The organism is Streptomyces sp. NPDC048636, from assembly GCF_040650655.1.
In the GTDB taxonomy this organism is placed as follows: domain Bacteria; phylum Actinomycetota; class Actinomycetes; order Streptomycetales; family Streptomycetaceae; genus Streptomyces.
Genome location: NZ_JBEZHR010000001.1, coordinates 530,667 through 555,693, shown reverse-complemented (window position 1 = coordinate 555,693; position 25,027 = coordinate 530,667). Strand labels below are relative to the sequence as shown.

General features: G+C 71.6%; 22 protein-coding genes. 13 read left to right on the top strand and 9 right to left on the bottom strand.

Annotated features, from left to right (window positions below; genetic code table 11):
* Positions 1-96 precede the first annotated feature (96 nt).
* The 3 genes from AB0C66_RS02585 to AB0C66_RS02575 all read left to right on the top strand — a co-directional run bounded on the left by AB0C66_RS02585 (position 97) and on the right by AB0C66_RS02575 (position 3,626).
* Positions 97-1,719 carry a D-aminoacylase gene (locus AB0C66_RS02585; protein WP_362431868.1) on the top strand — a complete coding sequence of 541 codons (1,623 nt, stop codon included), beginning with the start codon at positions 97-99 and terminating at the stop codon, positions 1,717-1,719.
* A gap of 140 nt (positions 1,720-1,859) precedes the next feature.
* Positions 1,860-3,071 (top strand): pyridoxal phosphate-dependent aminotransferase, encoded by a 1,212-nt coding sequence (locus AB0C66_RS02580; RefSeq protein ID WP_362431866.1) that lies wholly within the window; start codon positions 1,860-1,862, stop codon positions 3,069-3,071.
* A 144-nt stretch (positions 3,072-3,215) separates the two neighbouring features.
* Complete coding sequence (locus tag AB0C66_RS02575) at positions 3,216-3,626, top strand: hypothetical protein (RefSeq protein WP_362431864.1); 411 nt, start codon at positions 3,216-3,218, stop codon at positions 3,624-3,626.
* 93 nt (positions 3,627-3,719) lie between these two features.
* On the opposite strand, the gene AB0C66_RS02570 is transcribed toward AB0C66_RS02575, so the two are convergent.
* Positions 3,720-5,546: a phosphoenolpyruvate carboxykinase (GTP) gene (locus AB0C66_RS02570; protein ID WP_362433317.1), complete on the bottom strand. Its 1,827-nt coding sequence runs from the start codon at positions 5,544-5,546 to the stop codon at positions 3,720-3,722.
* A 270-nt stretch (positions 5,547-5,816) separates the two neighbouring features.
* Between AB0C66_RS02570 and AB0C66_RS02565 the strand changes: the two genes are divergently transcribed.
* Together AB0C66_RS02565 and AB0C66_RS02560 are read left to right on the top strand one after the other, a co-directional pair.
* Complete coding sequence (locus tag AB0C66_RS02565; protein ID WP_362431861.1) at positions 5,817-6,518, top strand: hemolysin III family protein; 702 nt, start codon at positions 5,817-5,819, stop codon at positions 6,516-6,518.
* Between the two features lie 90 nt (positions 6,519-6,608).
* Positions 6,609-7,235: a TetR family transcriptional regulator gene (locus AB0C66_RS02560; protein WP_362431858.1), complete on the top strand. Its 627-nt coding sequence runs from the start codon at positions 6,609-6,611 to the stop codon at positions 7,233-7,235.
* Positions 7,236-7,575: 340 nt separating this feature from the next.
* Here the strand turns inward: AB0C66_RS02560 and AB0C66_RS02555 are convergent, their stop codons facing one another.
* Entirely contained in the window at positions 7,576-9,612 is a 2,037-nt protein-coding gene (locus AB0C66_RS02555) for a thioredoxin domain-containing protein (protein WP_362431855.1), read from the bottom strand.
* 154 nt (positions 9,613-9,766) lie between these two features.
* On the opposite strand from AB0C66_RS02555, the gene AB0C66_RS02550 reads away from it, so the two are divergent.
* Complete coding sequence (locus tag AB0C66_RS02550; RefSeq protein ID WP_362431853.1) at positions 9,767-13,048, top strand: tetratricopeptide repeat protein; 3,282 nt, start codon at positions 9,767-9,769, stop codon at positions 13,046-13,048.
* 264 nt (positions 13,049-13,312) lie between these two features.
* On the opposite strand, the gene AB0C66_RS02545 is transcribed toward AB0C66_RS02550, so the two are convergent.
* Both AB0C66_RS02545 and mca read right to left on the bottom strand, forming a co-directional pair.
* On the bottom strand, positions 13,313-13,552 hold the full coding sequence (locus tag AB0C66_RS02545) for a hypothetical protein (RefSeq protein WP_362433315.1): 240 nt from the start codon (positions 13,550-13,552) through the stop codon (positions 13,313-13,315).
* Between the two features lie 7 nt (positions 13,553-13,559).
* The gene (gene mca / locus AB0C66_RS02540; RefSeq protein ID WP_362431851.1) at positions 13,560-14,432 is read right to left on the bottom strand and encodes a mycothiol conjugate amidase Mca; all 873 of its coding nucleotides are present in this window, start codon (positions 14,430-14,432) and stop codon (positions 13,560-13,562) included.
* A 94-nt stretch (positions 14,433-14,526) separates the two neighbouring features.
* Here mca and AB0C66_RS02535 point away from each other — a divergent pair, with 94 nt between their 5' ends.
* Entirely contained in the window at positions 14,527-14,937 is a 411-nt protein-coding gene (locus AB0C66_RS02535) for a DUF4307 domain-containing protein (protein ID WP_362431848.1), read from the top strand.
* Positions 14,938-15,175: 238 nt separating this feature from the next.
* A complete protein-coding gene (gene greA, locus AB0C66_RS02530) occupies positions 15,176-15,673 on the top strand; it encodes a transcription elongation factor GreA (RefSeq protein ID WP_362431846.1) in 498 nt (165 codons plus the stop codon).
* Between the two features lie 131 nt (positions 15,674-15,804).
* Here greA and AB0C66_RS02525 read toward each other — a convergent pair whose 3' ends face one another.
* The 3 genes from AB0C66_RS02525 to ilvA form a co-directional block, all read right to left on the bottom strand.
* Positions 15,805-16,668 (bottom strand): ABC transporter permease, encoded by an 864-nt coding sequence (locus tag AB0C66_RS02525; RefSeq protein WP_362431844.1) that lies wholly within the window; start codon positions 16,666-16,668, stop codon positions 15,805-15,807.
* Positions 16,668-17,726 carry an ATP-binding cassette domain-containing protein gene (locus AB0C66_RS02520; RefSeq protein WP_362431842.1) on the bottom strand — a complete coding sequence of 353 codons (1,059 nt, stop codon included), beginning with the start codon at positions 17,724-17,726 and terminating at the stop codon, positions 16,668-16,670. The genes AB0C66_RS02525 and AB0C66_RS02520 overlap by 1 nt, the downstream gene beginning before the upstream one ends.
* Before the next feature lie 263 nt (positions 17,727-17,989).
* Entirely contained in the window at positions 17,990-19,153 is a 1,164-nt protein-coding gene (ilvA, locus tag AB0C66_RS02515) for a threonine ammonia-lyase (protein WP_362433313.1), read from the bottom strand.
* A 477-nt stretch (positions 19,154-19,630) separates the two neighbouring features.
* On the opposite strand from ilvA, the gene AB0C66_RS02510 reads away from it, so the two are divergent.
* The 3 genes from AB0C66_RS02510 to AB0C66_RS02500 all read left to right on the top strand — a co-directional run bounded on the left by AB0C66_RS02510 (position 19,631) and on the right by AB0C66_RS02500 (position 21,087).
* Entirely contained in the window at positions 19,631-20,179 is a 549-nt protein-coding gene (locus AB0C66_RS02510; protein ID WP_362431840.1) for a MarR family transcriptional regulator, read from the top strand.
* 144 nt (positions 20,180-20,323) lie between these two features.
* The gene (locus AB0C66_RS02505) at positions 20,324-20,839 is read left to right on the top strand and encodes a sigma factor-like helix-turn-helix DNA-binding protein (protein WP_362431838.1); all 516 of its coding nucleotides are present in this window, start codon (positions 20,324-20,326) and stop codon (positions 20,837-20,839) included.
* Positions 20,836-21,087, top strand: coding sequence for a hypothetical protein (locus tag AB0C66_RS02500; RefSeq protein ID WP_362431835.1), 252 nt, complete (start codon positions 20,836-20,838; stop codon positions 21,085-21,087). The genes AB0C66_RS02505 and AB0C66_RS02500 overlap by 4 nt, the downstream gene beginning before the upstream one ends.
* A gap of 135 nt (positions 21,088-21,222) precedes the next feature.
* Here the strand turns inward: AB0C66_RS02500 and AB0C66_RS02495 are convergent, their stop codons facing one another.
* Positions 21,223-22,380, bottom strand: coding sequence for a cystathionine gamma-synthase (locus tag AB0C66_RS02495; RefSeq protein WP_362431832.1), 1,158 nt, complete (start codon positions 22,378-22,380; stop codon positions 21,223-21,225).
* 118 nt (positions 22,381-22,498) lie between these two features.
* Between AB0C66_RS02495 and AB0C66_RS02490 the strand changes: the two genes are divergently transcribed.
* Together AB0C66_RS02490 and msrA are read left to right on the top strand one after the other, a co-directional pair.
* Complete coding sequence (locus tag AB0C66_RS02490; RefSeq protein WP_362431830.1) at positions 22,499-23,596, top strand: hypothetical protein; 1,098 nt, start codon at positions 22,499-22,501, stop codon at positions 23,594-23,596.
* An 84-nt stretch (positions 23,597-23,680) separates the two neighbouring features.
* Positions 23,681-24,367, top strand: a complete 687-nt coding sequence (gene msrA / locus AB0C66_RS02485; protein WP_362431827.1) for a peptide-methionine (S)-S-oxide reductase MsrA — start codon at positions 23,681-23,683, stop codon at positions 24,365-24,367.
* Here msrA and AB0C66_RS02480 read toward each other — a convergent pair.
* Entirely contained in the window at positions 24,332-24,895 is a 564-nt protein-coding gene (locus AB0C66_RS02480; RefSeq protein ID WP_362431825.1) for a flavoprotein, read from the bottom strand. The genes msrA and AB0C66_RS02480 overlap by 36 nt on opposite strands.
* Positions 24,896-25,027 lie beyond the last annotated feature (132 nt).

The following is a 25,027-nucleotide window of genomic DNA, read 5'->3' as shown; positions in this document are numbered from 1 at the left end:
CGGGGTCGAGCCCACGGCATTCCCCCGAACCACGGGCGGGTGGGTGGGAACGGCAGCGCGCCACGGGCACGACGGCAGAAACGAGAGGCACCCGCCATGGACCTGGTCATCCGCGACGCCCATGTCATCGACGGCACCGGCGACCCCGCCTTCCGGGCCGACGTGGCCGTGGACGGCGGCCGGATCGCCGCCGTCGTCCGGGAGGGCGAGGGCCCACGGCCGGGCGGACGGCGGGTGGTGGACGCCGGCGGCCTGGCACTCTCCCCCGGCTTCATCGATATGCACGCGCACAGCGATCTCGCGCTGCTCCGCGACCCCGACCACTCCGCGAAGGCCGCCCAGGGCGTCACCCTGGAGGTCATCGGCCAGGACGGGCTGTCCTACGCACCCGTCGACGACCGCACGCTCCCCCAGATCCGTACCGCCATCACCGGCTGGAACGGCGGTGCGCCCGGAAGTACCGACATCGACTTCGACTGGCGCGATGTGGGCGGCTATCTGGACCGGCTCGACCGTGGCATCGACGGCGAGGGCATCGCGGTCAACGCCGCGTACCTGGTCCCGCAGGGCACCGTGCGGATGCTCGCGCTCGGCTGGGAGGACCGCGCCGCGACCCCCGGCGAACTCGCCCGGATGAAGCGGCTGGTGGCGGAGGGACTGGAACAGGGCGCGGTCGGGATGTCCTCCGGGCTCACCTACACCCCCGGGATGTACGCCTCGGACGCCGAACTCACCGAGCTGTGCCGGGTCCTCGCCGCGTACGACGCCTACTACTGCCCGCACCACCGCTCCTACGGCGCGGGCGCCCTGCGCGCCTACGAGGAGATGGTGGCGCTCACCCGTGAGGCGGGCTGCGCCCTGCATCTGGCCCACGCCACCTTGAACTTCGGGGTGAACGAGGGCCGCGCCCCCGAGCTGATCGCGCTGCTGGACGCGGCGCTCGCCGAGGGCGCCGACATCACCCTGGACACCTATCCCTATCTCCCCGGCTGCACCACGCTCGCCGCGATGATGCCGAGCTGGGCCGCCGAGGGCGGACCGGAGGCGGCGCTCGCCCGGCTGCGGGACGACGCGACGGCCGAGCGGATCCGGCGGGTCATGGAGGTGGACGGGGCGGACGGCTGCCATGGGGTGCCGATCGACTGGGACACCATCGAGATCTCCGGTGTGACCGACCCGGCGCTGAGCGATCACATCGGCCGGACGGTCGCGGAGAGCGCGCGCGAGCGCGGTGAGGCGCCCTGGGCCACCGCGCGCCGGCTGCTGCTGGCGGACCTGCTCGGCCCGACGATCCTGCAACACGTCGGCCATGAGGAGAACGTCCAGGCGATCATGAAGCACCCGGTGCACACCGGCGGCAGCGACGGCATCCTGCACGGCGCCAAACCGCATCCCCGCGCGTACGGCACCTTCCCCCGCTATCTGGGTCACTATGTGCGCGAGCTCGGGGTGCTCCCGCTGGAGGAGTGCGTGGCCCATCTGACCGGCCGCCCGGCCGCCCGGCTGCGGCTGCCGGACCGGGGTCTGGTGCGCGAGGGCCACCGGGCGGACCTGGTGCTCTTCGATCCCCTGACGGTGGCGGCGGGCTCGACCTTCGCGGCGCCGCGCACCCTTCCGGTGGGGATTCCGCACGTCCTGATCGACGGGCGGTTCGTGGTGGAGGACGGCCGCCGGACGAGTGTGCTCGCGGGCCGGTCGGTACGGCGCCACACGGGCTGAACGGGCCGTTCCGGGCGCCTGGGGACCGCCCCGACGGTGGCGTACGCCCCGGCGCCCGCCGCCCCGGAGCGCTCCCGCGCACCGTCCACGTGGTGAAAAACACCGAGCGTCCCCGGTGGCACCGCCGTAAGGTTGCCGACATGCAGGTGATCCAGTCCACGAAGCTCGCCAACGTCTGCTACGAAATCCGTGGCCCGGTGCTCGAGGAGGCGATGCGACTGGAAGCAGCAGGTCACCGCATCCTCAAGCTGAACACCGGCAACCCGGCGACCTTCGGCTTCGAGTGCCCGCCGGAGATCCTCGAGGACATGCTCCGCAACCTCGGCGACGCCCACGGCTACGGCGACGCCAAGGGCCTGCTGACCGCCCGCCGCGCGGTGATGCAGCACTACCAGACCCAGGGGATCGACCTCGACGTCGAGGATGTCTTCCTGGGCAACGGCGTCTCCGAGCTGATCCAGATGTCCATGCAGGCGCTGCTGGACGACGGCGATGAAGTCCTGGTCCCCTCCCCCGACTATCCGCTGTGGACCGCCGCGGTCTCGCTCTCCGGCGGCACCGCCGTGCACTACCGCTGCGATGAGCAGTCGGACTGGCTGCCGGACCTCGCCGATATCGAGCGCAAGGTGACCGATCGCACCAAGGCGATCGTGATCATCAACCCGAACAACCCGACAGGCGCGGTCTACGGCGAAGAGGTGCTGCGCGGGCTCACCGACATCGCCCGCCGCCACCGGCTGATCGTCTGCTCCGACGAGATCTACGACAAGATCCTCTACGACGACGCCACCCACACCCCCACCACCTCGGTCGCCCCCGACCTGCTGACGCTGACCTTCAACGGGCTGTCCAAGGCGTACCGGGTCGCGGGCTACCGCAGCGGCTGGCTCGCGGTCTGCGGTCCGAAGGCCCACGCCGCCAGCTATCTGGAGGGGCTGACCATCCTGGCCAATATGCGGCTGTGCGCCAATATGCCCGCACAGCACGCGGTGGCCACCGCCCTCGGCGGCCGTCAGTCGATCAACGATCTGGTGCTGCCGGGCGGACGGCTGGTGGAGCAGCGCGATGTCGCCTATGAGCTGCTGACCCAGATCCCGGGCGTGACCTGTGTGAAGCCGAAGGGCGCGTTGTACGCGTTCCCCAAGCTGGACCCCAAGGTCTACAAGATCAAGGACGACCGGCAGATGGTGCTCGATCTGCTGCGCGCCGAGAAGATCATGATCGTCCATGGCACGGGCTTCAACTGGCCGGAGCCGGATCACTTCCGCATCGTCACCCTCCCGGCCAAGGAGGACCTGGCCGACGCGGTGACCCGGATCGGCACCTTCCTGGACGGCTACGGCCAGCCCTGAGCCCTTCCCGTTCCGCGCCCGAGCCCTTCCCGTTCCGTGTGCGGCGCCCGGTGCCCCCTGGAAATCGAAGATCCGTTTTAGCGAAGGCTCAACTTTAGACAGAGTCTAAGTTAGGATGGCCTCCTGAGCATTTGGAGGCCATCCATGTACGAGCCGATCCGCGCCAAGTCGGTCCACACCATGGCCGAGCCCGAGCCCGACTTCCCCCATCGCTCCCGCGAGGAGGAGCTGGACATCCGGCTCGCCGGACATCTGACCGCACTGCTGACCATCACCGACGAGCTGCGCGCCCTCGCCCCGGACCCGGCTCTGGACGACGCCGCCGAGCGGATCGCCGCCCAGGTCATACGGCTCGGCGACGGCCGCGGTCCACTGCGGGCGGCCCCGTCGGCGAGCAGCCCCGACCCGGCCCGGATAGCCGCCCTGCACCAGCGTGCGCACACCCTGGCCGGATGGGCCCTGGTCGTGGCCACCTCCCGTGAGGACACCGCGGGCACCGCGCTGGCGGCCGAGCGCCTGGAGATCCACGCGGCCGCGCTGGGGCTCACCGACTGACCGCCCGCCCCGAGGCCGCCGCCGGGGTGGGGCGCACACGAGGCCGGGGCCCGCACCGTGCGGTGCGGGCCCCGGCCTTCGACGTGCGGTGGCTCAGCCCAGACGCTTGACCAGCGCGTGGTACTCGTCCCACATCTCCTTCGGCGTGTGGTCACCGAAGGTGTTGAGGTGGTCGGGAACGAGCGCCGCCTCCTCGCGCCACACGTCCTTGTCGACGGTGAGCAGCAGCTCGAGGTCGGCGTCGGCCATGCCCAGACCGTCGGTGTCCAGCGCCTCGCGGGTCGGCAGCACACCGATGGGGGTCTCCACACCCTCGGCCTTGCCGTCGAGCCGGTCGACGATCCACTTCAGCACACGGCTGTTCTCACCGAAGCCCGGCCACACGAAGCGGCCGTCGGTGTCCTTGCGGAACCAGTTGACGTAGTAGATCTTCGGCAGCTTGGCCGTCGCCTCGGGGTCGTCCTTCTGGCCGACCTTGACCCAATGGGCCATGTAGTCGCCCATGTTGTAACCGCAGAACGGCAGCATGGCGAACGGGTCGCGGCGCAGCTCACCGACCTTGCCCTCGGCCGCGGCGGTCTTCTCGCTGGCCACGTTGGCGCCGAGGAAGACGCCGTGCTGCCAGTCGAAGGACTCGGTCACCAGCGGGACCGCGCTGGCGCGGCGGCCGCCGAAGAGGATCGCCGAGATCGGCACGCCCTTGGGGTCCTCCCACTCGGGCGCGATGATCGGGCACTGACCGGCCGGAACGGTGAACCGGGCGTTGGGGTGGGCGGCGGGGGTCCCGCTGGCCGGGGTCCAGTCGTTGCCCTTCCAGTCGGTCAGATGAGCGGGCTGCTCCTCGGTCATGCCCTCCCACCACACATCGCCGTCGTCGGTGAGCGCGACGTTGGTGAAGACCGAGTTGCCCCACAGGGTCTTCATGGCGTTGGCGTTGGTGTGCTCACCGGTGCCGGGCGCGACGCCGAAGAAACCGGCCTCGGGGTTGATCGCGTAGAGCCTGCCGTCCTCGCCGAACCGCATCCAGGCGATGTCGTCGCCGATGGTCTCGACCGTCCAGCCGGGGATGGTCGGCTCCAGCATCGCGAGATTGGTCTTGCCGCAGGCGCTGGGGAAGGCGGCGGCGACGTACTTGGCCTCCCCGCGCGGCGGGGTGAGCTTGAGGATCAGCATGTGCTCGGCGAGCCAGCCCTCGTCACGCGCCATGACCGAGGCGATACGCAGCGCATAGCACTTCTTGCCGAGCAGGGCGTTTCCGCCGTAGCCGGAGCCGTAGGACCAGATCTCCCGCGCCTCGGGGAAGTGCGAGATGTACTTGGTCGAGTTGCAGGGCCACGCCACATCGGCCTGGCCGGGCTCCAGCGGGGCCCCGAGGGTGTGGACGGCCTTCACGAAGAAGCCCTCCTCGCCGAGGACGTCCAGGACCTCCTGTCCCATGCGGGTCATGGTGCGCATGGAGACGGCGACGTAGGCGGAGTCGGTGATCTCGACGCCGATCGCGGACAGCGGCGAGCCGAGCGGGCCCATACAGAACGGCACCACGTACATCGTGCGGCCGCGCATCGAGCCGCGGAAGATGCCCTGCTCACCTGAGAAGATCTCGCGCATCTCGGCGGGAGCCTTCCAGTGGTTGGTCGGGCCCGCGTCCGCCTCCTTCTCGGAGCAGATGAACGTGCGGTCCTCGACCCGGGCCACATCGCTGGGATCGGAGGCCGCGTAGTACGAGTTCGGGCGCTTGATCGGATCCAGGCGTTTGAAGGTGCCCTTCTCGACCAGCTCACCGGACAACCGGTCGTACTCCGCCTCCGAACCGTCGCACCAGACCACCGCATCGGGCTGGGTGAGGGCGGCGATCTCGCCGACCCAGGCGATGAGCTCCTGGTGGTTGGTGGGGGCCGGGCTGATGAGGGAGGAAGCCACATTGCTGGGCGCCACGATCGCTCCATCCCGCCGGAACGGCATGGTCCGGCGTTGTCGATTGAGGGTTTGTGCGGATATGTGCACGCACATCCGCTTTTATGGAGACAGCTACCCCTTGGGGGCTGCGACCCGGATGCTCAGCTCATCCGGTGCCGACCGCGCTCATTTGATCATCCGACTGTGTGGGCCATCTGTCCAGTGGGCACCTTGGTGACCATCACCACTCGACATGGGTCGGTAACTTACGGTCGCGTAGGTAGCATGAGCGCCATGACTGCCGCCGCGCCCGATGCCGCCGTTGACAATCCCCCAGGGCCCGATGCAGCGCCCGCGCTCCCGCTGAAGCCTGTGCTGCGCGGCTGGCTGCACGCCGGTATGTTCCCGGCCGCGTTGGTCGCCGGGGTGGTGCTCACCGCGCTGGCCGACAGCCCGCGCGGGCGCCTGGCCTGCGCCATCTTCACGCTGACCGCCTGCGCGCTGTTCGGTGTGAGCGCCCTGTACCACCGCGGCAATTGGGGCCCGCGGGCCAACGCGGTGCTGCGGCGGCTGGATCACGCCAATATCTTCCTGATCATCGCGGGCACCTACACGCCCTTCACCCTGCTGCTCCTGCCGGACGGCAAACAGCAGATGCTGCTGTGGCTGGTGTGGGCCGGGGCGCTCGCCGGGATCGCCTTCCGGGTCTTCTGGGTCGGCGCCCCGCGCTGGCTCTACACGCCCTGCTACATAGCGCTGGGTTGGGCGGCGGTCTTCTTCCTGCCCGACTTCATGCGGACCGGCGGGATCGCCGTGATGACGCTGATCATCGTCGGTGGACTGCTCTACAGCGCGGGCGCGGTGATCTACGGCACCAAGCGTCCCAACCCCTCACCGCGCTGGTTCGGCTTCCATGAGGTGTTCCACTCGTTCACGCTGGCGGCGTTCGTGGTGCACTACGTGGGCATCTCGCTGGTGGCCTACCAGCACCCCTGATCGACCGCGCTCCCCCGCCTGAGGTGGAGTCCGCGTGAAGCGGAAGCGGAATCGGCCCCGTCTTATGGCCGATGCCGGACAATGAAAGACATGGCACCCACGACGTCCGCCGCCGAGCGGTCCGCACGGCGGGCCGCTCCCGGACTCCGTGAGCGGAAGAAGATCAAGACTCGGCGGGCGATCCGGCAGGCGGCCTACCGGCTCTTCGTGGAACAGGGCTATGACGCCACCCCGGTGGACCGGATCGCCGAGGCCGCCGAGGTGTCCGTCAGCACCGTCTTCCGCTACTTCCCCACCAAGGAAGACCTCGTCCTCACGGACGAGTACGACGTGATCATCGCGGCCGCGATCCGTGCACGCCCCCTCGACGAATCGCCGGTCGCGGCGCTGCGCCGGGTCATCCTCGATCTGCTGGGGCGGTTCACCGCCGCGGAGCGCAAGGAGCTGCGGACGCGGCTCACCCTCGTCCGCGGTATCCCGGCCCTGCGCGCCCGCATGGGCGAGGGCCTGGCCACGACGGGCGCGGCCCTGGGCGAGGCGATGGCCGACCGGAGCGGCCGCGCACCGGACGACTTCGAGGTGCGCGTCGTGGTCGGAGCGATCCTGGGCGCACTCCAGGAGGCCGTCTTCCACTGCCTGGACCACCGCCGGGTCGAGGACATGGAAGACACCGTCGACCGCGCCCTGGCCCTCCTCTCTCGCGGCCTCCCCCTCTGAGCCCCCAACCCCCTCTCGGCGCGCACCCGGCCGAGCGGCGCCTTACGGGCCGGTGCGGGCCGCCGCGGGCGGCGCCCGCGGGCCGACCGCGCACCCGGGGCCGCCCCGGGGCGCCGAGGTCCCGGGGCGGTCACACGGCCCGGCGCCCCGCAGCAAGCCACACGAGCCACACGAGCCACAGGCCGAGCGATGCCCCACGGGCCAGTGCGGGCCGCCGCGGGCGGCGCCCGCGGGCCGACGGCGCACCCGGGGCCGCCCGGGGCGCCGAGGCCCAGGGGCGCTCACACGGCCCGGCCGGGTGCGCGCCGCTAGGCGGGCGCGGGCTGCGCCAACGGCCGCCTCAGCCGCTCAACTTCGCGGCCAGCGCGTCCGCGTCGGCGGTGGGGGCGTCGCAGGTGAAGTGGCGGCAGACATAGGCGGCCGGGCGCCCCTCGAGCAGCGGCCGGTCCAGCAGCAGCGGGATCTCCTCGGAGCCGGGCTCGCCGACCGCGACCACCGCACCGGGCGCCGTGCCCAGCAGCGCGGCACGGTGCAGGGCGCGGGTCGCCGGGTCGCCGTCGGGGCCGACGACCGCGACCTCACGCGGGCCGTCGAGCGCCGCCTCGGCGACCGCGAGCCCCCAGCCGATGAAGCGGGGGACGCGCCCGCCCAGCGCGCGCACCACCGCGAGCGCCCGCTCGGCGGCCTCGCGGTGGCGGGTGCTGCCCGTGACGGCGGCGTACGACAGCAGGGCGCCCGCGGCCGCCGTCCAGCCCGACGGCGCCGCGTTGTCCGTCGGGTCCTGGGGGCGGCGGATGAGCGCCTCCGCGTCATCGGCGGTGTCGAACAGCGTGCCGTCCTCAGCGGTGAAGTGGCGCAACACCGTGTCCAACAGCAGCCCGGCGAACTCGACCCACACTCCCTCGCCGGTGACGGCGGACAGCGCGAGGAAGCCCTCGGCCACATCCGCGTAGTCCTCGAGCACCGCGGCATGGCTGCCGCGGGTGCCGTCCAGCGAGGTGCGGGCGAGCCGCCCGTGCTGGTCCATATGGACTCGGACGAGCAGATCGGCGGCCTCGGTGGCGGCCTCGACGAGATCGGGCCGGTCGAAGTAGGCACCGGTCTCGGCGAGGGCGGCGACGGCCAGCCCGTTCCAGGCGGCGACGATCTTGTCGTCCCGACCGGGACGGGCCCGCCGCTCCCTCGCGGCGAGCAGCCGCTGCCGCACCGACGCGACCCGCTCGGCCTCCACCGGCCGCGCGCCGTCGGGAAGCTGGAGCACGGAGGCACCCTCTTCGAAGGTGCCGTCCTCGGTCACTCCGAAATACCCGGCGGCGAACTCGGCGTCGGCCTCGCCCAGCACCTCGCGCAGCTGCTCGGGCGTCCAGACGTAGTACGCGCCCTCGACATGCCGTCCGGTGCCGTCGTCGCTGTCGGCGTCCAGCGCGGAGGCGAAACCGCCCTGCTCGGTGCGCATCTCACGGACCAGGAACTCGGCCGTCTCCAGGGCGACACGGCGGGCGAGATCCGAGCCGGTGGCCCGCCACAGATGGGCGTAGACCCGGCCCAGCAGCGCATTGTCGTACAGCATCTTCTCGAAGTGCGGCACGGTCCAGGTGGCATCGACGGCATAGCGCGCGAACCCGCCGCCGAGCTGGTCGTAGATACCACCGCGGGCCATCGCCTCACCGGTGGCCGACACCATCTGGAGGGCGCCCTCGGAGCCGGTGCGGGCGTGATGGCGCAGCAGGAACTCCAGCGCCATGGACGGCGGGAACTTGGGCGCGCCCCCGAACCCCCCGCGCACGGCGTCGAATTCACGGGTCAGCCCCATGAGCGCGGCGTGCAGATCCTCGGTGCCGGGCGGCCGGGGAGCGCCGGACCCCAGCGCGATCCCGGTGCGCGCGGCCAGGTCCTGGACGATCCGCCCGGCGACATCCCGGACCTCCTCGCGCCGGTCCGTCCACGCGGCCCGCACCCCCTCCAGCACCTGCGGGAAGGAGGGCATGCCGTGGCGGGGCGCGGGAGGGAAGTACGTGCCGAAGTAGAAGGGCGCGGCATCGGGGGTGAGGAACACGGTCATCGGCCAGCCGCCCTGACCGGTCGCGGCCTGCACCGCCTCCATATACACCGCGTCGACATCCGGCCGCTCCTCACGGTCGACCTTGACGGAGACGAAGTGCTCGTTGAGATAGGCGGCGGTGTTCTCGTCCTCGAAGGACTCATGCGCCATGACATGGCACCAGTGACAGCTGGAATACCCGACGCTCAGCAACACGGGCACACCGCGGCGGCGCGCCTCCTCGAACGCCTCGTCGGACCAGGGCCGCCAGTCGACCGGGTTGTCGGCGTGCTGGAGGAGGTACGGGGACGTCTCGTGCGCCAGGCGGTTCGGCATGGCTCCATCCTCTCCCAACTCGCGGATTGTGCGAGTTATCCACAGGCGACCCCGGAGGGGGTTATCCACAGGGCTGCCGGATAAGAGCCAGAAACGGAAGACTTGGGAGCAACACGCGGTCGGCGCGTGGCACATGCGCAAGGAGGGGGATCCCATGCCGGGCTCGCTGGAGGTGCTGCGGGACAGCCACCTGACCGAGGTGGAGCGGCTGCTGTCACGCGCCGTGGAGGAGGAGGTGCGCCGCTCGGGCGGGCGCACGGACGGCGGGGTGCTGCTCAGCCGGGCGCGCGGTGCGCTGGAGGGGATGGCGGCCACCGCCGCCGAGGAGTACGGCGCGTATGTGCGCGCCCTGGAGGAGTCGGAGGCGGGCAGCCGTCCGCTGTCCGCGCGGCTGTCCCGCGGGCGGCTCGGCACCCCGGCGCTGGCGGTCGGGGTGGCCGCGGCCGCCGCGTTCGGCGCGGACCTCACCTTCGGTGTCCCGGCGGGCGCGGCGCTGGGCGCGGGTGTGACCGCGGCGGTGGCCGGATCGGCCGCCGCGGTCCTCAAGCTCACCGCGGGCCACTGGCCCGCGGCCCACCGCCAGGCGGCGCTGCGCCATCAGCCCGGCGGGGCCGAGCAGCTGCGGCTCCAGTGGCTCACGGCGGTCGAGGTGCGCGGCATCCGCCCGTTCATCGACCAGCACCGGATGACCACGGCCGCCACCCGCCAGGGCGGTGGCGGGTCGAAGCGGGTCTCGTCCGCCACCGGGCAGCCACCGCGGCTGCGCGGCGCCGACCGCAGCCAGGCGGCCCGCAGACGCACGATGCTGGAGCAGTCGTTCGCCCATCTCCCCGAGGCGGACGGGCCGTTCGCCGGACGCCATGCCCAGATCACCCAGATCGCGCAGTGGGTGCGGCAGGCGCGGGCGAGCACCGAGACCAAGCCCACCGTGGTGCTGCTGGAGGGGCCGCCGGGCTCGGGCCGCACCATGCTGGCCGTGCGGGCGGCGCACCATCTGCGGGACCAGTTCCGCGGCGCCTGCCTGGTGGATCTCCGCGGGGACAGCGCCGAGCAGTCCCCGCTGCCGACCCGTGACGCGCTTCTGCATCTGCTCAACCGGCTGGGCGCGCCCCGGGACCAGTTGCTGTTCCGGGAGCGCTCCGCCCAGGACCAGCACGTCAAGCGGCTCACCGAGCTGTATCACCAGCATCTGACCGGGCTGCCGGTCACCATCGTGCTGGACGACGCCAGCGACGCCGAGCAGGTGCGCACCCTGGTTCCCGAGCGGTCCGACAGCCTGATCCTGGTCACCTCGCGCACCCCGGTCACCCTGCCCGCGGAGCTGGGCGCCTGGGTGCACCGGCTGGAGGTGGGCCCGCTGGACGAGCCGGGCGCCGAGGAGCTGTTGCGGGCCTCAGCCCAGGAGCCCGCGGGAGCCGGGCCCTATGACGTGCGGTCCGTCGAGCGGATCGCGGAGCTGTGCGGCCGACTGCCGCTGGCGCTGCGGATCGCGGGTTCCTCGCTGGGCGTGCGCACCCCCGCCTCCCTGGTCACCGAGCTGGAGGCGTATGGCCCGGTGGGCGCCGTCGAGCGCACCCTGTGGCTGCGCTACACCGACCAGCAGGACGGCGCCCGGCGGCTGCTGCGGCGGCTGGCGCTGGCCGGCCGGGCCAGTCTGGGCACGGCGGCGGCCGCCGCGCTGCTGGCCACCGATGAGCAGGAGGCGGCCCGTCATCTGGAGGCGCTCGGCCGCGCCGGGCTGATCCAGCACGTCCGGGGCAGCCGCTACCGCCTGCATGACGTGGTGCGGACCTTCGCCCAAGGCCGCCTGCTGGACGAGGAGGAGCCGGAGCAGCGCACCGCCGCCCAGGAGCGGCTGATCCGCAGCTACGCCGAGCTGGCGGACTCGGTGATCCGGCTGGTCGACGGCAAGACGTCCACCCGCGCCGACATCTTCGCCAAGGGCGCGGGCCACGGCTTCACCTCACTGGAATCCGCGCTGCGCTGGCTGGACGACGAGTCCAGCTTCATCACGGCGGCCCTGCGCCATGCGGAGGGGGTGGACCAGTCCGCGGTGCTGCATCTGCTGGGCGCCCTGTGCGATTACTGCCTGCTGCGCGGCGACCTCTACCGACTGGGTGAGATCAGCGAGCTGACCCAGGCCGTCGACCAGGGGCTGCTGGTGCGGTCCGTGCAGTGGCGCACCGGTATCGCCGCCCGCCAGCTGGGCGAGCTGGACCAGGCGCGCACCACCCTGTCCTCGGTGGTCGACCTGTATTTCGAGGCCCAGCACGAGGCGGGGGCGGCCCGCGCGCTGTGCAGTCTGGGCATCACCCTGCACCATCAGGGCCAGCTCGCCGAGGCCGCGACGAAGCTGCGCGAGGCGCTGGCGCTCCAGTCCGCCGAGGAGCTGCGCGGTGACCGCGGCTGGACGATGCACGCCCTGGCCGCCGTGGAGCGCGACCGGGGACAGCTCGCCGAGGCGCTGGAGTTGCTGGCCGGGGCCCTGGAGCTGCACCGGGAGAGCGAGAGTCTGCACGGCCAGGCGTGGGCCCACTTCCAGCTGGGCCAGGCCTGTCTGCGGATGGGCGAGGTGGCGCGCGCGGAGGCCGAGCTGCGGGACGCGCTGGACGCGTACAGCACCACCCACGACCAGCGCGGTGAGGCATGGGCGCTGACCCAGCTGGCCCGGGCCCGGCTGGTGGACGGGGAGGCGTCCACCGCCGTCGACCAGCTCCGCCAGGCCCTCTCCCGCCACCGGGAGAACGAGGACGCGCGCGGTGAGGCATGGACGCTGTACTACCTGGGCCAAGCGCTGGAGGAGCGCGGCGACCACGATTCGGCGGTGCGCGAACTGGAGCGGGCGCGCACGATGTTCAGCCGGATGCGGGACGCGTACGGGCTGGCGTGTGCCCGGCACCACTCGGCGCGGGTCACCCGGGATCTGCGGGCGGCGCAGACCGGTTCGCTGCGCAACAGCGGCTTCGCCCGGCAGTTGCTCCAGGACGCGCGGCAGGACTTCCGCCGGGTGGGTGTGGCCCATGGCGAGGCATGGTCCTGTGTGGAGCTGGCCGTGATCGACGCGGGGAACGGCAAGGCGGCCCAGGCGCTGGAGCTGATCGACGAGGCGGCCGCGCTGTTCGCCGGATACGGGGACCGGCGCGGCCGGTCCTGGGCCCGGTTCCTGCGCTGCACCCTGCTGCCGTTCGCCTCGGCGGGCGGATCGGTGATCGGCACCGCGGTGGCCCAGGAGGAGCTGGCGGAGCTCCGCCGCGAGCTGCGGGAGCAGGGCCCGCCCGGGGACGCCCGGCTGGACGGCTGCGTGGACGCGTTCGCGCTGGTGCTGGAGCGCGGTGTGGAGCCGGAGACGGGATGGCAGGCGTGGCAGCTCGGCATGGTCCCGAGCCGCCACTCCCGCGAGGTCATGGCGGTGCTGCCGGATCCGGACAGGGTCTAGGCCCTGTCCGGATGGACCTTTGAGGAGCAGCCCACGCCGCCTCCGGTTGCGGGGGCGGCACCCCACCGCGGTCCCAGCGGTAGCCGGGGACCCCACCGGCCACGGCCCGGCCCGTCCCGACGGGGGCTGTCCCGACGGGGGGTCGGCCCGGCGGTGGGGCAGGCCCGGCAGGGGCCCGATCCGGCAGAGGTCCAGCCCGGCGGGGGCCGTCCCGACCGGGGTCCAGCCCGGCAGCCCGGCCCGGCAAGGGCCCGGCCCGGCGGGTCAGGCCGGGGTCTCACCCTTGGGACGGTCGGCGGGGGCGGCGGCCGCGGCGGGCTCCGGGCCCTCGTCGAAGTCCACCTTCTTCATGTGCTTGTTCATGGACTTCATCAGCAGCCACACCGCGCCGCCGATCAGTGCGAAGACGATGAAACCGAGGACGCCCGGAGTCACCTTGTTCTCGTCCAGCTCCTTGGCGAGCGGGACGAGATGCGTTACGGCGAGGGTGCTGGTCGCGCTCATCATGAGGTCAATTGTTGCGGATGCCCGCGAAGAGGTCGTCCTCGGGGAGGGAAGTGTCCACGAGCGACTTCGCGAGCTCGTACTCCTCCGTCGGCCAGACCTCCCTCTGGACGTCCATCGGGACGCGGAACCAGCCGCCGTCGGGGTCGATCTGCGTACGGTGCGCGATCAGCGCCTTGTCGCGGATCTCGAAGAAGTCGGCACACGGCACATAGGTGGTCAGGGTGCGCTCGGGCCGTCCGAAGTCCTTCCAGCGCTCCAGCCACTCCGCGTACGGCGACTCCAGCCCCCGGGCCAGCAGCGCCTCATGCAGCGCGACCGTGCGCGGCCGGTTGAAGCCCTGGTTGTAGTAGAGCTTCTGCGGCTGCCACGGCTCCCCGGCCCCGGGGTAGCGCTCAGGGTCCCCCGCCGCCTCGAAGGCCACCATCGTGATCTTGTGGGTCATGATGTGGTCGGGGTGCGGATAACCGCCGTTCTCGTCATAGGTGGTGATCACCTGCGGTTTGAAGGCGCGGATCAGCTTCACCAGCTCTCCCGCCGCCTCCTCCACGTCCTGGAGTGCGAAGCAGCCCTCCGGCAGTGGCGGCAGCGGGTCGCCCTCCGGCAGCCCGGAGTCCACGAAGCCCAGCCACTCCTGCTTCACACCGAGGATCTCGCGCGCCTCGTCCATCTCCTTGGCGCGGACCTCGTGGATGTGCTCCTCGATATAGGGGTCCCCCTGGAGCTTGGGGTTGAGGATGGAACCGCGCTCACCGCCGGTGCAGGTCGCGACCAGCACGTCCACCCCCTCGGACACGTACTTGGCCATGGTGGCCGCGCCCTTGCTCGACTCGTCGTCAGGGTGCGCGTGCACCGCCATCAAACGCAGCTGCTCAGTCAAGTTCGATCCTCGTGATTCGTCGCGGAAGACGGCTTCTATAGTGACCCACAGCGGGGTCGAATAATTCCGAGTCCCCCGAGCAGGAGGAAGGATCATGACCCCGGTGCGCGAGGGCCTGCCCGAGGGGCGCTACGGCCGGTCGGCCGACGCACGCGCCGACCGCACGTTGAAGATCGTGGGCGCGGTGCTCGGTGCCGGGCTGCTGGCCCTGGTCTCCTGGTTCGGATACGCGTACATCACCGGTGAGGACGTCAGCGGCCGGGTGCTCGGTTACAAGGTGACCGGGTCCGATGCCGTCGAGGTCCGGCTGGAGGTCATCAAGGACCGGGACACCACCGGTGTCTGCACGGTGCGTACCCTGGCCAAGGACCACGCCGAGGTGGGCCGCAAGGACTTCACCTTCGACCAGCGTGAGGACGAGCTCGTGAAGGTCGTCACCGTGCGTACCACGGGGCGCGCGACCAACGCCGAGCTCGTCGGCTGCGAGTCCGGCCCGGGCCGCTGAGCGGTCCCGGGGAGCCGGGTGGGGCGTCCGCCGACCGGGTGTCCGATGAACGGACGGTACGTGTCGGTCCGCGGAGTGCGATCTGACCAGGGCTGACAGGTTTCCTCCGCATTCCGCCCAGTTCCCTCCTCCCCGTTTGTTGCCGGAATTGTTAGGCTCGTGGTTTCGCCCGGCTTTGAAGGCGCACCCTTCTGAGTAGGGCGTTCATTTGTATTCCCAGTACCGACGAGGAGCACCTGTGACCCAGACCAGCGAGAACGTCACCTGGCTGACCCAGGAGGCGTACGACCAGCTCAAGGCGGAGCTGGAGTACCTGTCGGGTCCCGCACGTGTCGAGATCGCGAAGAAGATCGAGGCTGCCCGGGAGGAGGGTGACCTCCGGGAGAACGGGGGTTATCACGCCGCCAAGGAGGAGCAGGGCAAGCAGGAGCTCCGGGTGCGTCAGCTGACGCAGCTCCTGGAGCAGGCGAAGGTCGGTGAGGCACCCGCGGACACCGGCGTGGTCGCCCCCGGCATGGTGGTCACGATCGCCTTCGACGGCGATCCGGACGACACCCTGACCTTCCTGCTCGCCTCCCGTGAGTACGCGAGCTCGGACATCGAGACCTACTCGCCGCAGTCCCCGCTGGGTTCGGGTGTGACCGGCAAGAAAATCGGCCAGGACGCCGAGTACGAGCTGCCCAACGGCCGCACCGCGTCGGTGCGGATCCTGGAGGCCAAGCCGTACCAGGGCTGAGCGCCCCTCGCCCGTCGGACCCAGGACCTCGCGAGAGCCCCGGCCGTTGTCACGGCCGGGGCTCTCCGCTGTCCGGATTCCGGGGGCCCGGGAGGCTCAGGCAGCTCAGGCGGCCCGGGGGCCCGGGAGGCTCAGGCCGTCGCCGAGCGGTACTTCCGGACCGACAGCGTCCGGAAGACCAGGATGATCACGATCGACCAGAGCACCGACGCCGCCGCGGGGTGCTGCATGGGCCAGGCGTCCGAGACCACGCCCTGTGGGTTGCCGAACAGCACACGGCCCGCCTGCACCGTGGCGCTGAACGGGTTCCAGTCGGCGATGTGCCCCAGGAACGCGGGCATCTGGCTGGACGGCACAAAGGCGTTGGAGATGAAGGTCAGCGGGAACAGCCAGATCAGCCCGCCGGACGTGGCCGCCTCGGGGGTCCGCACCGACAGCCCGATCAGCGCGCCGATCCAGGAGAAGGCGTAGCCGAGCAGAAGCAGCAGGCCGAAGGCGGCGAGCGCGTTCAGGATCCCGTCATGGATCCGCCAGCCCACGAGGAGCGCGACGATCGCCAGTACGACCAGCGTCAGCGCCGTCTGCACCAGATCCGCGAGCGTACGGCCGGTGAGCACCGCGCCGCGCGCCATCGGCAGTGAGCGGAAGCGGTCGATCAGCCCCTTGTGCATATCGTCGGCGATCCCGGCGCCCGCACCCGCGGTGGCGAAGGTCACCGTCTGCGCGAAGATCCCGGCCATCAGGAACTCGCGATATACGGTCGCGTCCGTACTGCTCTGCCCCGGAACCATGATCGCGCCGCCGAAGACATAGCTGAACAGCACCACGAACATGATCGGCTGGATCAGGCCGAAAATCACCACTTCCGGGATGCGCATCATCCGGATCAGATTCCGCTTGGCGACCACCAGGGAGTCGCGGACGGATGCCAGCGGTCCGCCGCGCGGGCGGGGCGCCACCGTGACGGTGGTACCGGTCTCCTCGACGACGGCCATCACTTTCCTCCCTGATCGACGGATGTCCTGTTGCCCGTGGGCGCCTCGCCGGTGGACGCCGCGGCCGCGCCGGTGGACGCGGCGTCCTCGCCCGTCGCCGCCGGGTCCGCGCCGTCCTCCTCGGCCGCGTGGCCGGTGAGGGAGATGAACACATCGTCGAGGGTCGGGCGGCGCAGCCCGATGTCGTCGATCTCCACGCCGCGGTTGTCCAGTTCACGGATGACCTCGGCGAGCAGCTTGGCCCCGCCGACGACCGGGACGGTGACCTTGCGGGTGTGCTCCTGCACCGCGGTCTCGCCCTTGCCCAGGGCGCGCAGCACCTGGTCCGCGACCGCGATGTGGTCCCGCTCGTGCACCACGACCTCCACCCGCTCCCCGCCGGTGCGGGCCTTGAGCTGGTCGGAGGTGCCGCGCGCGATGACCCGGCCGCGGTCGATGACGCAGATGTCATGCGCCAGATGGTCCGCCTCCTCCAGGTACTGCGTGGTCAGCAGGAGCGTCGTACCACCGGCCACCAGCTCCTGGATGACCTCCCACAGCGCCTGCCGGTTGCGCGGGTCGAGACCGGTGGTCGGCTCGTCCATGAACATCACGGGCGGGCTGACCACCAGGGCCGCCGCGAGGTCGAGACGGCGGCGCATCCCGCCGGAGTAGGTCTTGGCGGTGCGGTCGGCGGCGTCGGCGAGGTGGAACCGGTCCAGCAGCTCGACCGCGCGGGCCTTCGACGCCCGCGCGCCCATCTGGTAGAGCTGCCCCACCATCTCGAGGTTCTCGCGGCCGGTCAGATACTCGTCGACGGCCGCGAACTGCCCGGACAGCCCGATCGAGCGGCGCACCTCGTTGGGGTGTTTCAGGACATCCACGCCCGCGACCACCGCCCGCCCGCTGTCCGGGCGGAGCAGCGTGGTGAGGACACGCACCGCCGTGGTCTTTCCGGCGCCGTTGGGGCCGAGCAGTCCGAGCACGGTTCCTTCGGGTACGTCGAGGTCGACGCCGTCCAGAGCCCTTACTTTGCCGAAGGTCTTCACCAGACCCTCGGCATGAATAGCGCCTGGCATGTTTGGCACTCCCAGGAGGTTGGGTCGTTCCACGGAGATCTTCTGACGCCGCGGTGGGCGACTGTTTTTCGCCACGGCGGATGCGCCTCCTCAATAAAGGCATATTTCCGCCAACTTGTGCAGCGTGCGACGACAAGTAGATCTGAAGAATAGCGTAGACGCGATACATCGCGACATACGAACGACGAACTTCACCGTGCCAGATGGCCGACCCCGGGCCAACGGACCGGACCGCCGGAGGTACGCACAGGCCCCGCGAGGCGTCAGGCCATCACGGTGTACCCCGCGGCGCTCAGTGCCTCCCGCACCTCGTCGCAGTGGTCCGGCCCCTTCGTCTCCAGGTGCAGCTCGACCTCCGCCTCGCTGAGTCCCAGCCGCGGATTGGTACGGACATGACTGACGTCGAGGACGTTGGCGTCGACCACCGACAGCGCCCCCAGCAGCGTGGCCAGCGCGCCCGGCCGGTCGGTGAGCCGCAGCCGCAGCGACAGATAGCGCCCCGCCGCGGCCATCCCGTGCCGCAGGATCCGCTGCATCAGCAGCGGGTCGACATTGCCGCCCGAGAGCACCGCCACCACCGGGCCCTCGAACGACTCCGGCGCAGAGAGCAGCGCGGCCACCGGGCTCGCCCCCGCCGGTTCCACCACCAGCTTCGCCCGCTCCAGACAGAGCAGCAGCGCGCTGGACAGCTCGTCCTCGGTGACCGTACGGACCTCGTCGACCAGCTCGTCGATGATCGCGAACGGCACATCGCCCGGCCGCGCGACCTTGATGCCGTCGGCCATGGTCACCGGTGCGTCGATCGATACCGGATGCCCGGCGGCCAGCGACGGCGGATACGCCGCGGCGCCCTCCGCCTGCACCCCCACCACCCGTACGTCCGGGCGCAGCGCCTTCACCGCGATCGCGAGCCCGGCCGCCAGACCGCCGCCGCCGATCCCCACCACCACGGTGCGCACCTCGGGGCACTGCTCCAGGATCTCCAGCCCCAATGTGCCCTGGCCCGCGATGATGTCGGGGTGGTCGAAGGGGTGGATGAAGACCGCGCCGGTCTCCTCGGCGTACTCCTGCGCGGCCCGCATGGTCTCGTCCACGATCTGGCCGCAGAGCCGGACCTCGGCGCCGTAGTCCCGGGTGGCCGCGATCTTCGGCAGCGGCGCGCCCTCCGGCATGAAGACGGTCGACCGCACGCCCAGCAGCGAGGCGGCCAGCGCGACGCCCTGCGCGTGGTTGCCGGCGCTCGCCGCGACCACGCCCGCCGCCCGCTCCTCGGGGCTCAGCCCCGCGATCCGCACATAGCCGCCGCGCAGTTTGAAGGAGCCGGTGCGCTGGAGGTTCTCGCATTTCAGCTGTACCGGTGCGCCGACCAGGGAGGAGAGGTGACGGCTGCCTTCCAGGGCGGTGACCCTGGAGACCCCCGACAGCATCTTCTGTGCCTTGCGCACATCGTCGAGCGTGATCGCGGAGGGCGCGGTGTGCTGGGCGGAATCGTTTCGCCCGTCTTCGTCGCCGGGTCGTGGAGCCATGGCCCCAGTCTTACAGCTCGTCGCCGACACAGCGGGCCGGGGCGGGCCCGACGGCGTCGGCGATCACCGTCACCGCGCCGCGTCCACCGTCGCCGAGCCGCGTCAGGTGTGACCGCATTGCGCCAACGGCAGACACTTCCGGGGGCCGCGGGGCCCAGTGGCAGCACCTGGCGGAAACTCACTGCCACTGGTCCAACCACCGCGTCGCGGACCGGGACCCCCGCGCCACCAGGCATAACCCTCCGTCACGGCGCGGGAGGGCGGCCGAGAGGGATGCATTGAGGTCGGCAGGTTTCTGTAGCTCCCATACGGGCAGGGCCCCGGCCGCGTACTCTGTGCCACATCCCACAGACCACCGCATGAAGTGAGCCCTAGGCCATGCCCACCCAATCGGACATGACGACTCAACTCAACACAGGCGTACTGGATTCCCTCCAGCATCAGGTTGCGGTCTTCGCGCGCCGCGCCGAACAGACCCGCCTCGGCGGCGTCGGACAGGCCCGTAACTCCATGGACCGAGCCGCCTATCTGCTGCTCAACCGGCTTGACCAGGAAGGCCCGATGGGAGTCAAGGCGCTCGCGGGCGGTATGGGCATCGACTCGTCCACCGTGACCCGCCAGGTCGCCCCGCTCGTCGACTCCGGCATGGTCAAGCGCACCTCGCACCCCGAGGACGGCCGCGCGGTCGTCCTCCAGCTCTCGCCCCGCGGCAAGGCCCGGCTGGAGGAGGTCCGTTCCTCCCGGCGCGAGCTGATGGCCCAGGTCACCGCGGGCTGGACGGAGGATGAGCGGGATGTGTTCTGCGAGCTGCTGACCCGTTTCAACGGCGCCCTCTCCGTCGCGCACCACACACTGGTCCAGGACCCGAGCGGCCCGCTGCCGGAGAGCGCGCACGACGCCGTACCGCAGGCCGCGCCCGCCTCGTAGCCCGCCGGCCGCCCCCGCCGCGCGGCGCCCCCGCGCCCGCCCCGTGGACCGACGGGACCCGCCGGACCTCACGGACCGGCGGCAGACCTCTTGACCGCGCACCCGTGCCTGCCGTGTCCTAAGGGGACATGAGGCGGAGGCGCGGTGCGAGAGCGGCGGGCAGCACGGGAGAGCCGCCGGGCCCGGGAGTTCGAGGCATTTGTCGCGGGCGCGGGTGGCAGGCTGCTGCATGCGGCCACGCTGCTCACGGGGGAACCCCCGACAGGGGACACCGCGGCCGCCCAGCGCCTGCTGACCGCCGCGCTCGCCCGTACGTACGCCCGCTGGGACCAGTTGCGCGGTGAGGACCCGTACGACCGCACCCGGCTGGAGCTGGCCGCCCTCTACGCCCGCGGTGGCCACCGCTACCGCCAGCCGCGCGGCGGCATCCTGGACCGGCTCGCCCCACGCGAACGGCTGGTGCTGGTACTGCGGCTCTACGAGGGCGTGGCCGAGGAGCAGACGGCCGCCGCGCTCGGGCTCCCGGTCGAGCGGGTACGGGCGATCTGCACCCGCGCGGTCTCGGTGATGCGCAGCGGGGTGCCGCGGCAGCCGTCACCGCCGCGGCGTGGCGGCACGGCGACCAGCACCCCCGCCGGAGCGGCGGGAGCGGGCCCATGAGCAGCTGGGATCGCAAGGAGGACGAGGTCCGCCGGTTGATGGAGGGCTCGCACCCCCTGTTGCCCCCGGACCTGGCGGACCGGGCGGCCGAGCGGGGGCGGCGGATCCTCCGTCGCCATCGCGCCGTACGGGCCGTCGGCTGGGCGCTGCTGTTCGCCGCCGTCGTCGCGTTCGGCGTCTGGGCGGCGATCGTCGAGCCGTGGACGGCGCCGCCGTCCGACACCACCCCTCCGCTCGAGGGGTGGTGAGACGGCGCGTCGGCTCAGGGCCGGGAGCCGGCTCGGCGCGCGGCCCGGCCCTCAGGGCCGAGAGCCCGGCTCAGCCCAGGGCCTGGGCCAATGCCGGAGCCCGGCTCAGAACCTGACTCGGTCCGGATACCCGGCTCAGCCCAGGGCCTGGGTCAGGTCGGCCACCAGGTCCTCGACCGACTCGATACCGACCGACAGCCGGACCAGGTCGGCGGGGACCTCGAGGGCCGAGCCCGCCGTGGAGGCGTGCGTCATCCGCCCCGGGTGCTCGATCAGCGACTCGACACCGCCCAACGACTCGCCCAGCGTGAAGAGTTGGGCCCGGTTGCAGACCTCGACCGCCGCCTGCTCGCCGCCCGCGACCCGGAACGACACCATGCCGCCGAAGGCCCGCATCTGCTTGGCGGCGACCTCGTGCCCGGCGTGCTCCGGCAGCCCCGGGTAGTAGACCTGGGTCACCTTGGAGTGGGTGGCCAACAGCTCCGCGATCCGCGTGGCGTTGGCGCTGTGCCGGTCCATCCGGACGGCGAGGGTCTTGATGCCTCGCATCACCAGCCAGGAGTCGAAGGGACCGGCGACCGCGCCCATCGCGTTCTGGTGGAAGGTGAGTTCCTCGCCCAGCTCCGGGTCGGAGACGACGAGCGCACCGCCGACCACGTCCGAATGACCGCCCATGTACTTGGTGGTGGAGTGCACCACCACGTCCGCGCCGAGCGCCAGCGGCTGCTGGAGGTAGGGGCTGGCGAAGGTGTTGTCGACGACCAGACGGGCCCCGGCGGTACGGGCGATGTCGGCGACGGCGGCGATATCGGTGATGCCGAGCAGCGGGTTGCTGGGCGTCTCCACCCAGATCACCTTCGTACGGGGGCGCAGCGCGGCCCGTACGGCGGCCGGGTCGGAGGTGTTGGCCACCGACCACTCCACGCCCCAGCGCTCGACGACCTTGGCGAACAGCCGGAACGTACCGCCGTAGGCGTCGTCCGGGATCACCACATGGTCGCCCGGGGCCAGCAGCGTGCGCAGCAGGCAGTCCTCGGCGGCCAGCCCGGAGGCGAAGGCGAGACCGCGGCGGCCGCCTTCGAGCGCCGCCAGGTTCTCCTCCAGCGCGGTACGGGTGGGATTGGCGGAGCGGCTGTACTCGTAACCGTTGCGCAGGCCGCCCACCCCGTCCTGCTTGTAGGTGGAGACCTGGTAGATCGGGGGCACGACGGCCCCGGTGAGCGGGTCCGCCTCCTGGCCGGCGTGGATGGCGAGCGTCTCGAAGCTCTGCGGGTGCTGATGCTGGTCGGTCATGGGGCGAGGGTAACGCCCGGCGGGGCGGTGCCGGGTCCCTCGTCCGGGTGGGCACATAGGCTGGAGTTCAGGCGTTAGCACCGTCGGAACCGTTCGTACCTTCTCACGGGGACACCTCATGGAACTTCTGATCTTCCTCATCGCCATCGTCATGGTGGGCGGGCTGATCATCGTGCCCGCGGTGCGGCGGATGCGCGGCGGCCGCGAGGCCATGCGGGGCGCGCTGCGCGCCTCGGACCCGGAGGAGTACGGCTTCGTACCGCCCGAGCGGCTGGACGTGCGCCTGCCGGGCCCGGACCGCCCGCTCACCGAAGCCCTGGAGGAGGTCCAGGCGGACCAGGACTGGCAGCCCGCCGCCCGGCTGCTCGCGCTCACCGAGGCGGGTTCGGAGCTGCGCTGGCAGCGGGTCCAGACGCTGGCCGGTGCGGCCGCCTACGAGCTGGCGCGGAGCCCGGGCCAGGGCGGGATGTGGCTGCGCACCTGGCGGGTGGCGGCCCCCAAGGACGCGGGCGCGGCCGCGGTGCACGCCGAGTTCCTGGTCCGGCAGGCGCTGCTGAACCCGTCCTCGCCCGACTTCCGCATGATCCTCGAGGAGGCCCGGAGTGTCTGCCAGGAGGCGGCGCTGCTGGCCCCCGGCGACCCGGTGCCGTACATCATCGAGCTGGGCGTCGCCCGCGGTCTGGGCTATCGGCAGGCCGACTTCGAGGAGCTGTGGTCCAAGGTCACCGAGCGCGCCCCGCACCATATGGGCGCCCATCTGGCCGCGCTGCACTACTGGTGCGGCAAGTGGCACGGCTCCCAGGAGCTCGCCGACGCCTTCACCCACGCGGCCGCCGCGTCCGCCCCGCCGAAGAGTCTGCTGCCCGCGCTGCCGCTGTTCGGCGTCTTCGAGCACCTGCCGGACGTCAACCTGGTCCGCGGCCTCTACCAGAGCGAAGTGATCACCAAGGCGATCGAGGGCGCGCTCTACGCGACCCAGCAGGCCCCCGCCGACCACCCGGTCCTCCCCCACGTCCGGCATCTGCTGGTGTGGTTCCTGGTGCGGGCGGAGCGGTACGCGGAGGCCATGGAGCAGCTGCGGCACGTGGACGGCCATGTGGGCGCGGTGCCGTGGTCGTACGGCGCGGACCCGGCGGCCGAGTACACGGTCTACCGGGCGCTGGCGGTGGCGGGCTGGGAGGGCCACGGGGGCTCCCCGGCGACGCTGCCGCGCTGACGGCTCGTACCGGGGGTGGCCGGAATTCTCCCGGGCCGGCATCCGTTGTACGGGTCGCGCCGCGTACCCGAGCGAGGAGCCCAGATGCTGTTCAGCCGCCATAAGAACCACCTCCCGACGCCTGAGGAGGCGCTGAAGGGCCGCCCCGACCCGGCGTTCCCCGTCCCCGACCGCCATACGGTCCTGGGCAATCCGCTGACCGGTCCCTATCCGCCCGGTCTGGTCGTCGCCGACTTCGGGCTGGGCTGCTTCTGGGGCGCCGAGCGGAAGTTCTGGCAGGCCCCGGGGGTGTGGACGACGCTCGTCGGCTACCAGGGCGGCCACACCGAGAACCCCTCCTACGACGAGGTGTGCAGCGGCCTCACCGGCCACACCGAGGCGGTCCGCGTCGTCTTCGACCCGACCGTCACCACCTACGGCGCCCTGCTGAAGCTCTTCTGGGAGTCCCACGACCCCACCCAGGGCTTCCGCCAGGGCAACGACGTCGGCACCCAGTACCGCTCGGCGATCTACACCCACTCCCCCGAGCAGCAGGCCGAGGCCGAGTCCTCCCGGGCCGCCTACCAGTCCGTCCTGAGCGGCTCGGGCTACGGCGACATCACCACCGAGATCCTCCCCGCGGGCCCCTTCTACCCGGCCGAGGCCGGCCACCAGCAGTACCTGGACAAGAACCCGGCGGGGTACTGCGGCATCGGCGGCACGGGGGTCAAGCTAGGTGACCCGTCCGACGGCGGCTCATGCCCCACCGGGATCACGCCCACCGACGGCTGACTCAGCGGCTTCTAGGGCCAGGTGCCACGGATAGTTCTCTGGTCGGCCCTGGCCCGGCTTGTTGGGCACGAAACCGCCTTCTCCGTAGAGCACCCGTACGCCCATCGCGCGGAGCGTGGCAACGCTGGTGTCGAACTGCGTGTGCTGGACGTAGGCGGCGTTGACGCACGGCATGGTCACGGTGGGGATGCCCTTGCCGATCGCCTCGGCCACGAATCCCACGATGAACTTTTCGGTGATGCCCAGGGCCCACTGGTTGATCGTGTTGAAGGTGGCGGGTGCCAGGACGGTGACATCCGCAGGGGGCCAGACGTCGGGCTCCCAGGGCAGCTTGTACTGGCTGCGCACCGGGTGTCCGGTCAGCTCCTCCAACGCTGGCAGCTCGTCGTCAAGCCAGCGTGCGGCCGTAGGGGTCAGCCCAAGGCAGACATCCCAGTCGGCTGCCTGCGCTCGCTCGATGACACCGGCGATGTTCAGCACGGGCGGGGCGGCGCTTCCGAACAGGTAGAGGACGCGGTTCGCAGTCATGTGGGCAGTCCACCGCGTGGGACCCCCAACCCGCAAACCTGCCCGGTCCAGGCTGACATTGCCGTTCATCGTCCTCTGCCATGGCTGGGACGGGTAGCGTTTCCGTGAGTGAGTCACGAAAGGGAGGCATGC

Coding starts and splice junctions, on each gene's coding strand:
- AB0C66_RS02585 (WP_362431868.1), top strand. CDS start 97: ATGGACCTGGTCATCCGCGACGCCCATGTCATCGACGGCACCGGCGAC.
- AB0C66_RS02580 (WP_362431866.1), top strand. CDS start 1,860: ATGCAGGTGATCCAGTCCACGAAGCTCGCCAACGTCTGCTACGAAATC.
- AB0C66_RS02575 (WP_362431864.1), top strand. CDS start 3,216: ATGTACGAGCCGATCCGCGCCAAGTCGGTCCACACCATGGCCGAGCCC.
- AB0C66_RS02565 (WP_362431861.1), top strand. CDS start 5,817: ATGACTGCCGCCGCGCCCGATGCCGCCGTTGACAATCCCCCAGGGCCC.
- AB0C66_RS02560 (WP_362431858.1), top strand. CDS start 6,609: ATGGCACCCACGACGTCCGCCGCCGAGCGGTCCGCACGGCGGGCCGCT.
- AB0C66_RS02555 (WP_362431855.1), bottom strand. CDS start 9,612: ATGCCGAACCGCCTGGCGCACGAGACGTCCCCGTACCTCCTCCAGCAC.
- AB0C66_RS02550 (WP_362431853.1), top strand. CDS start 9,767: ATGCCGGGCTCGCTGGAGGTGCTGCGGGACAGCCACCTGACCGAGGTG.
- AB0C66_RS02545 (WP_362433315.1), bottom strand. CDS start 13,552: ATGAGCGCGACCAGCACCCTCGCCGTAACGCATCTCGTCCCGCTCGCC.
- AB0C66_RS02535 (WP_362431848.1), top strand. CDS start 14,527: ATGACCCCGGTGCGCGAGGGCCTGCCCGAGGGGCGCTACGGCCGGTCG.
- AB0C66_RS02525 (WP_362431844.1), bottom strand. CDS start 16,668: ATGGCCGTCGTCGAGGAGACCGGTACCACCGTCACGGTGGCGCCCCGC.
- AB0C66_RS02520 (WP_362431842.1), bottom strand. CDS start 17,726: ATGCCAGGCGCTATTCATGCCGAGGGTCTGGTGAAGACCTTCGGCAAA.
- ilvA (WP_362433313.1), bottom strand. CDS start 19,153: ATGCTGTCGGGGGTCTCCAGGGTCACCGCCCTGGAAGGCAGCCGTCAC.
- AB0C66_RS02510 (WP_362431840.1), top strand. CDS start 19,631: ATGCCCACCCAATCGGACATGACGACTCAACTCAACACAGGCGTACTG.
- AB0C66_RS02500 (WP_362431835.1), top strand. CDS start 20,836: ATGAGCAGCTGGGATCGCAAGGAGGACGAGGTCCGCCGGTTGATGGAG.
- AB0C66_RS02495 (WP_362431832.1), bottom strand. CDS start 22,380: ATGACCGACCAGCATCAGCACCCGCAGAGCTTCGAGACGCTCGCCATC.
- AB0C66_RS02490 (WP_362431830.1), top strand. CDS start 22,499: ATGGAACTTCTGATCTTCCTCATCGCCATCGTCATGGTGGGCGGGCTG.
- msrA (WP_362431827.1), top strand. CDS start 23,681: ATGCTGTTCAGCCGCCATAAGAACCACCTCCCGACGCCTGAGGAGGCG.
- AB0C66_RS02480 (WP_362431825.1), bottom strand. CDS start 24,895: ATGACTGCGAACCGCGTCCTCTACCTGTTCGGAAGCGCCGCCCCGCCC.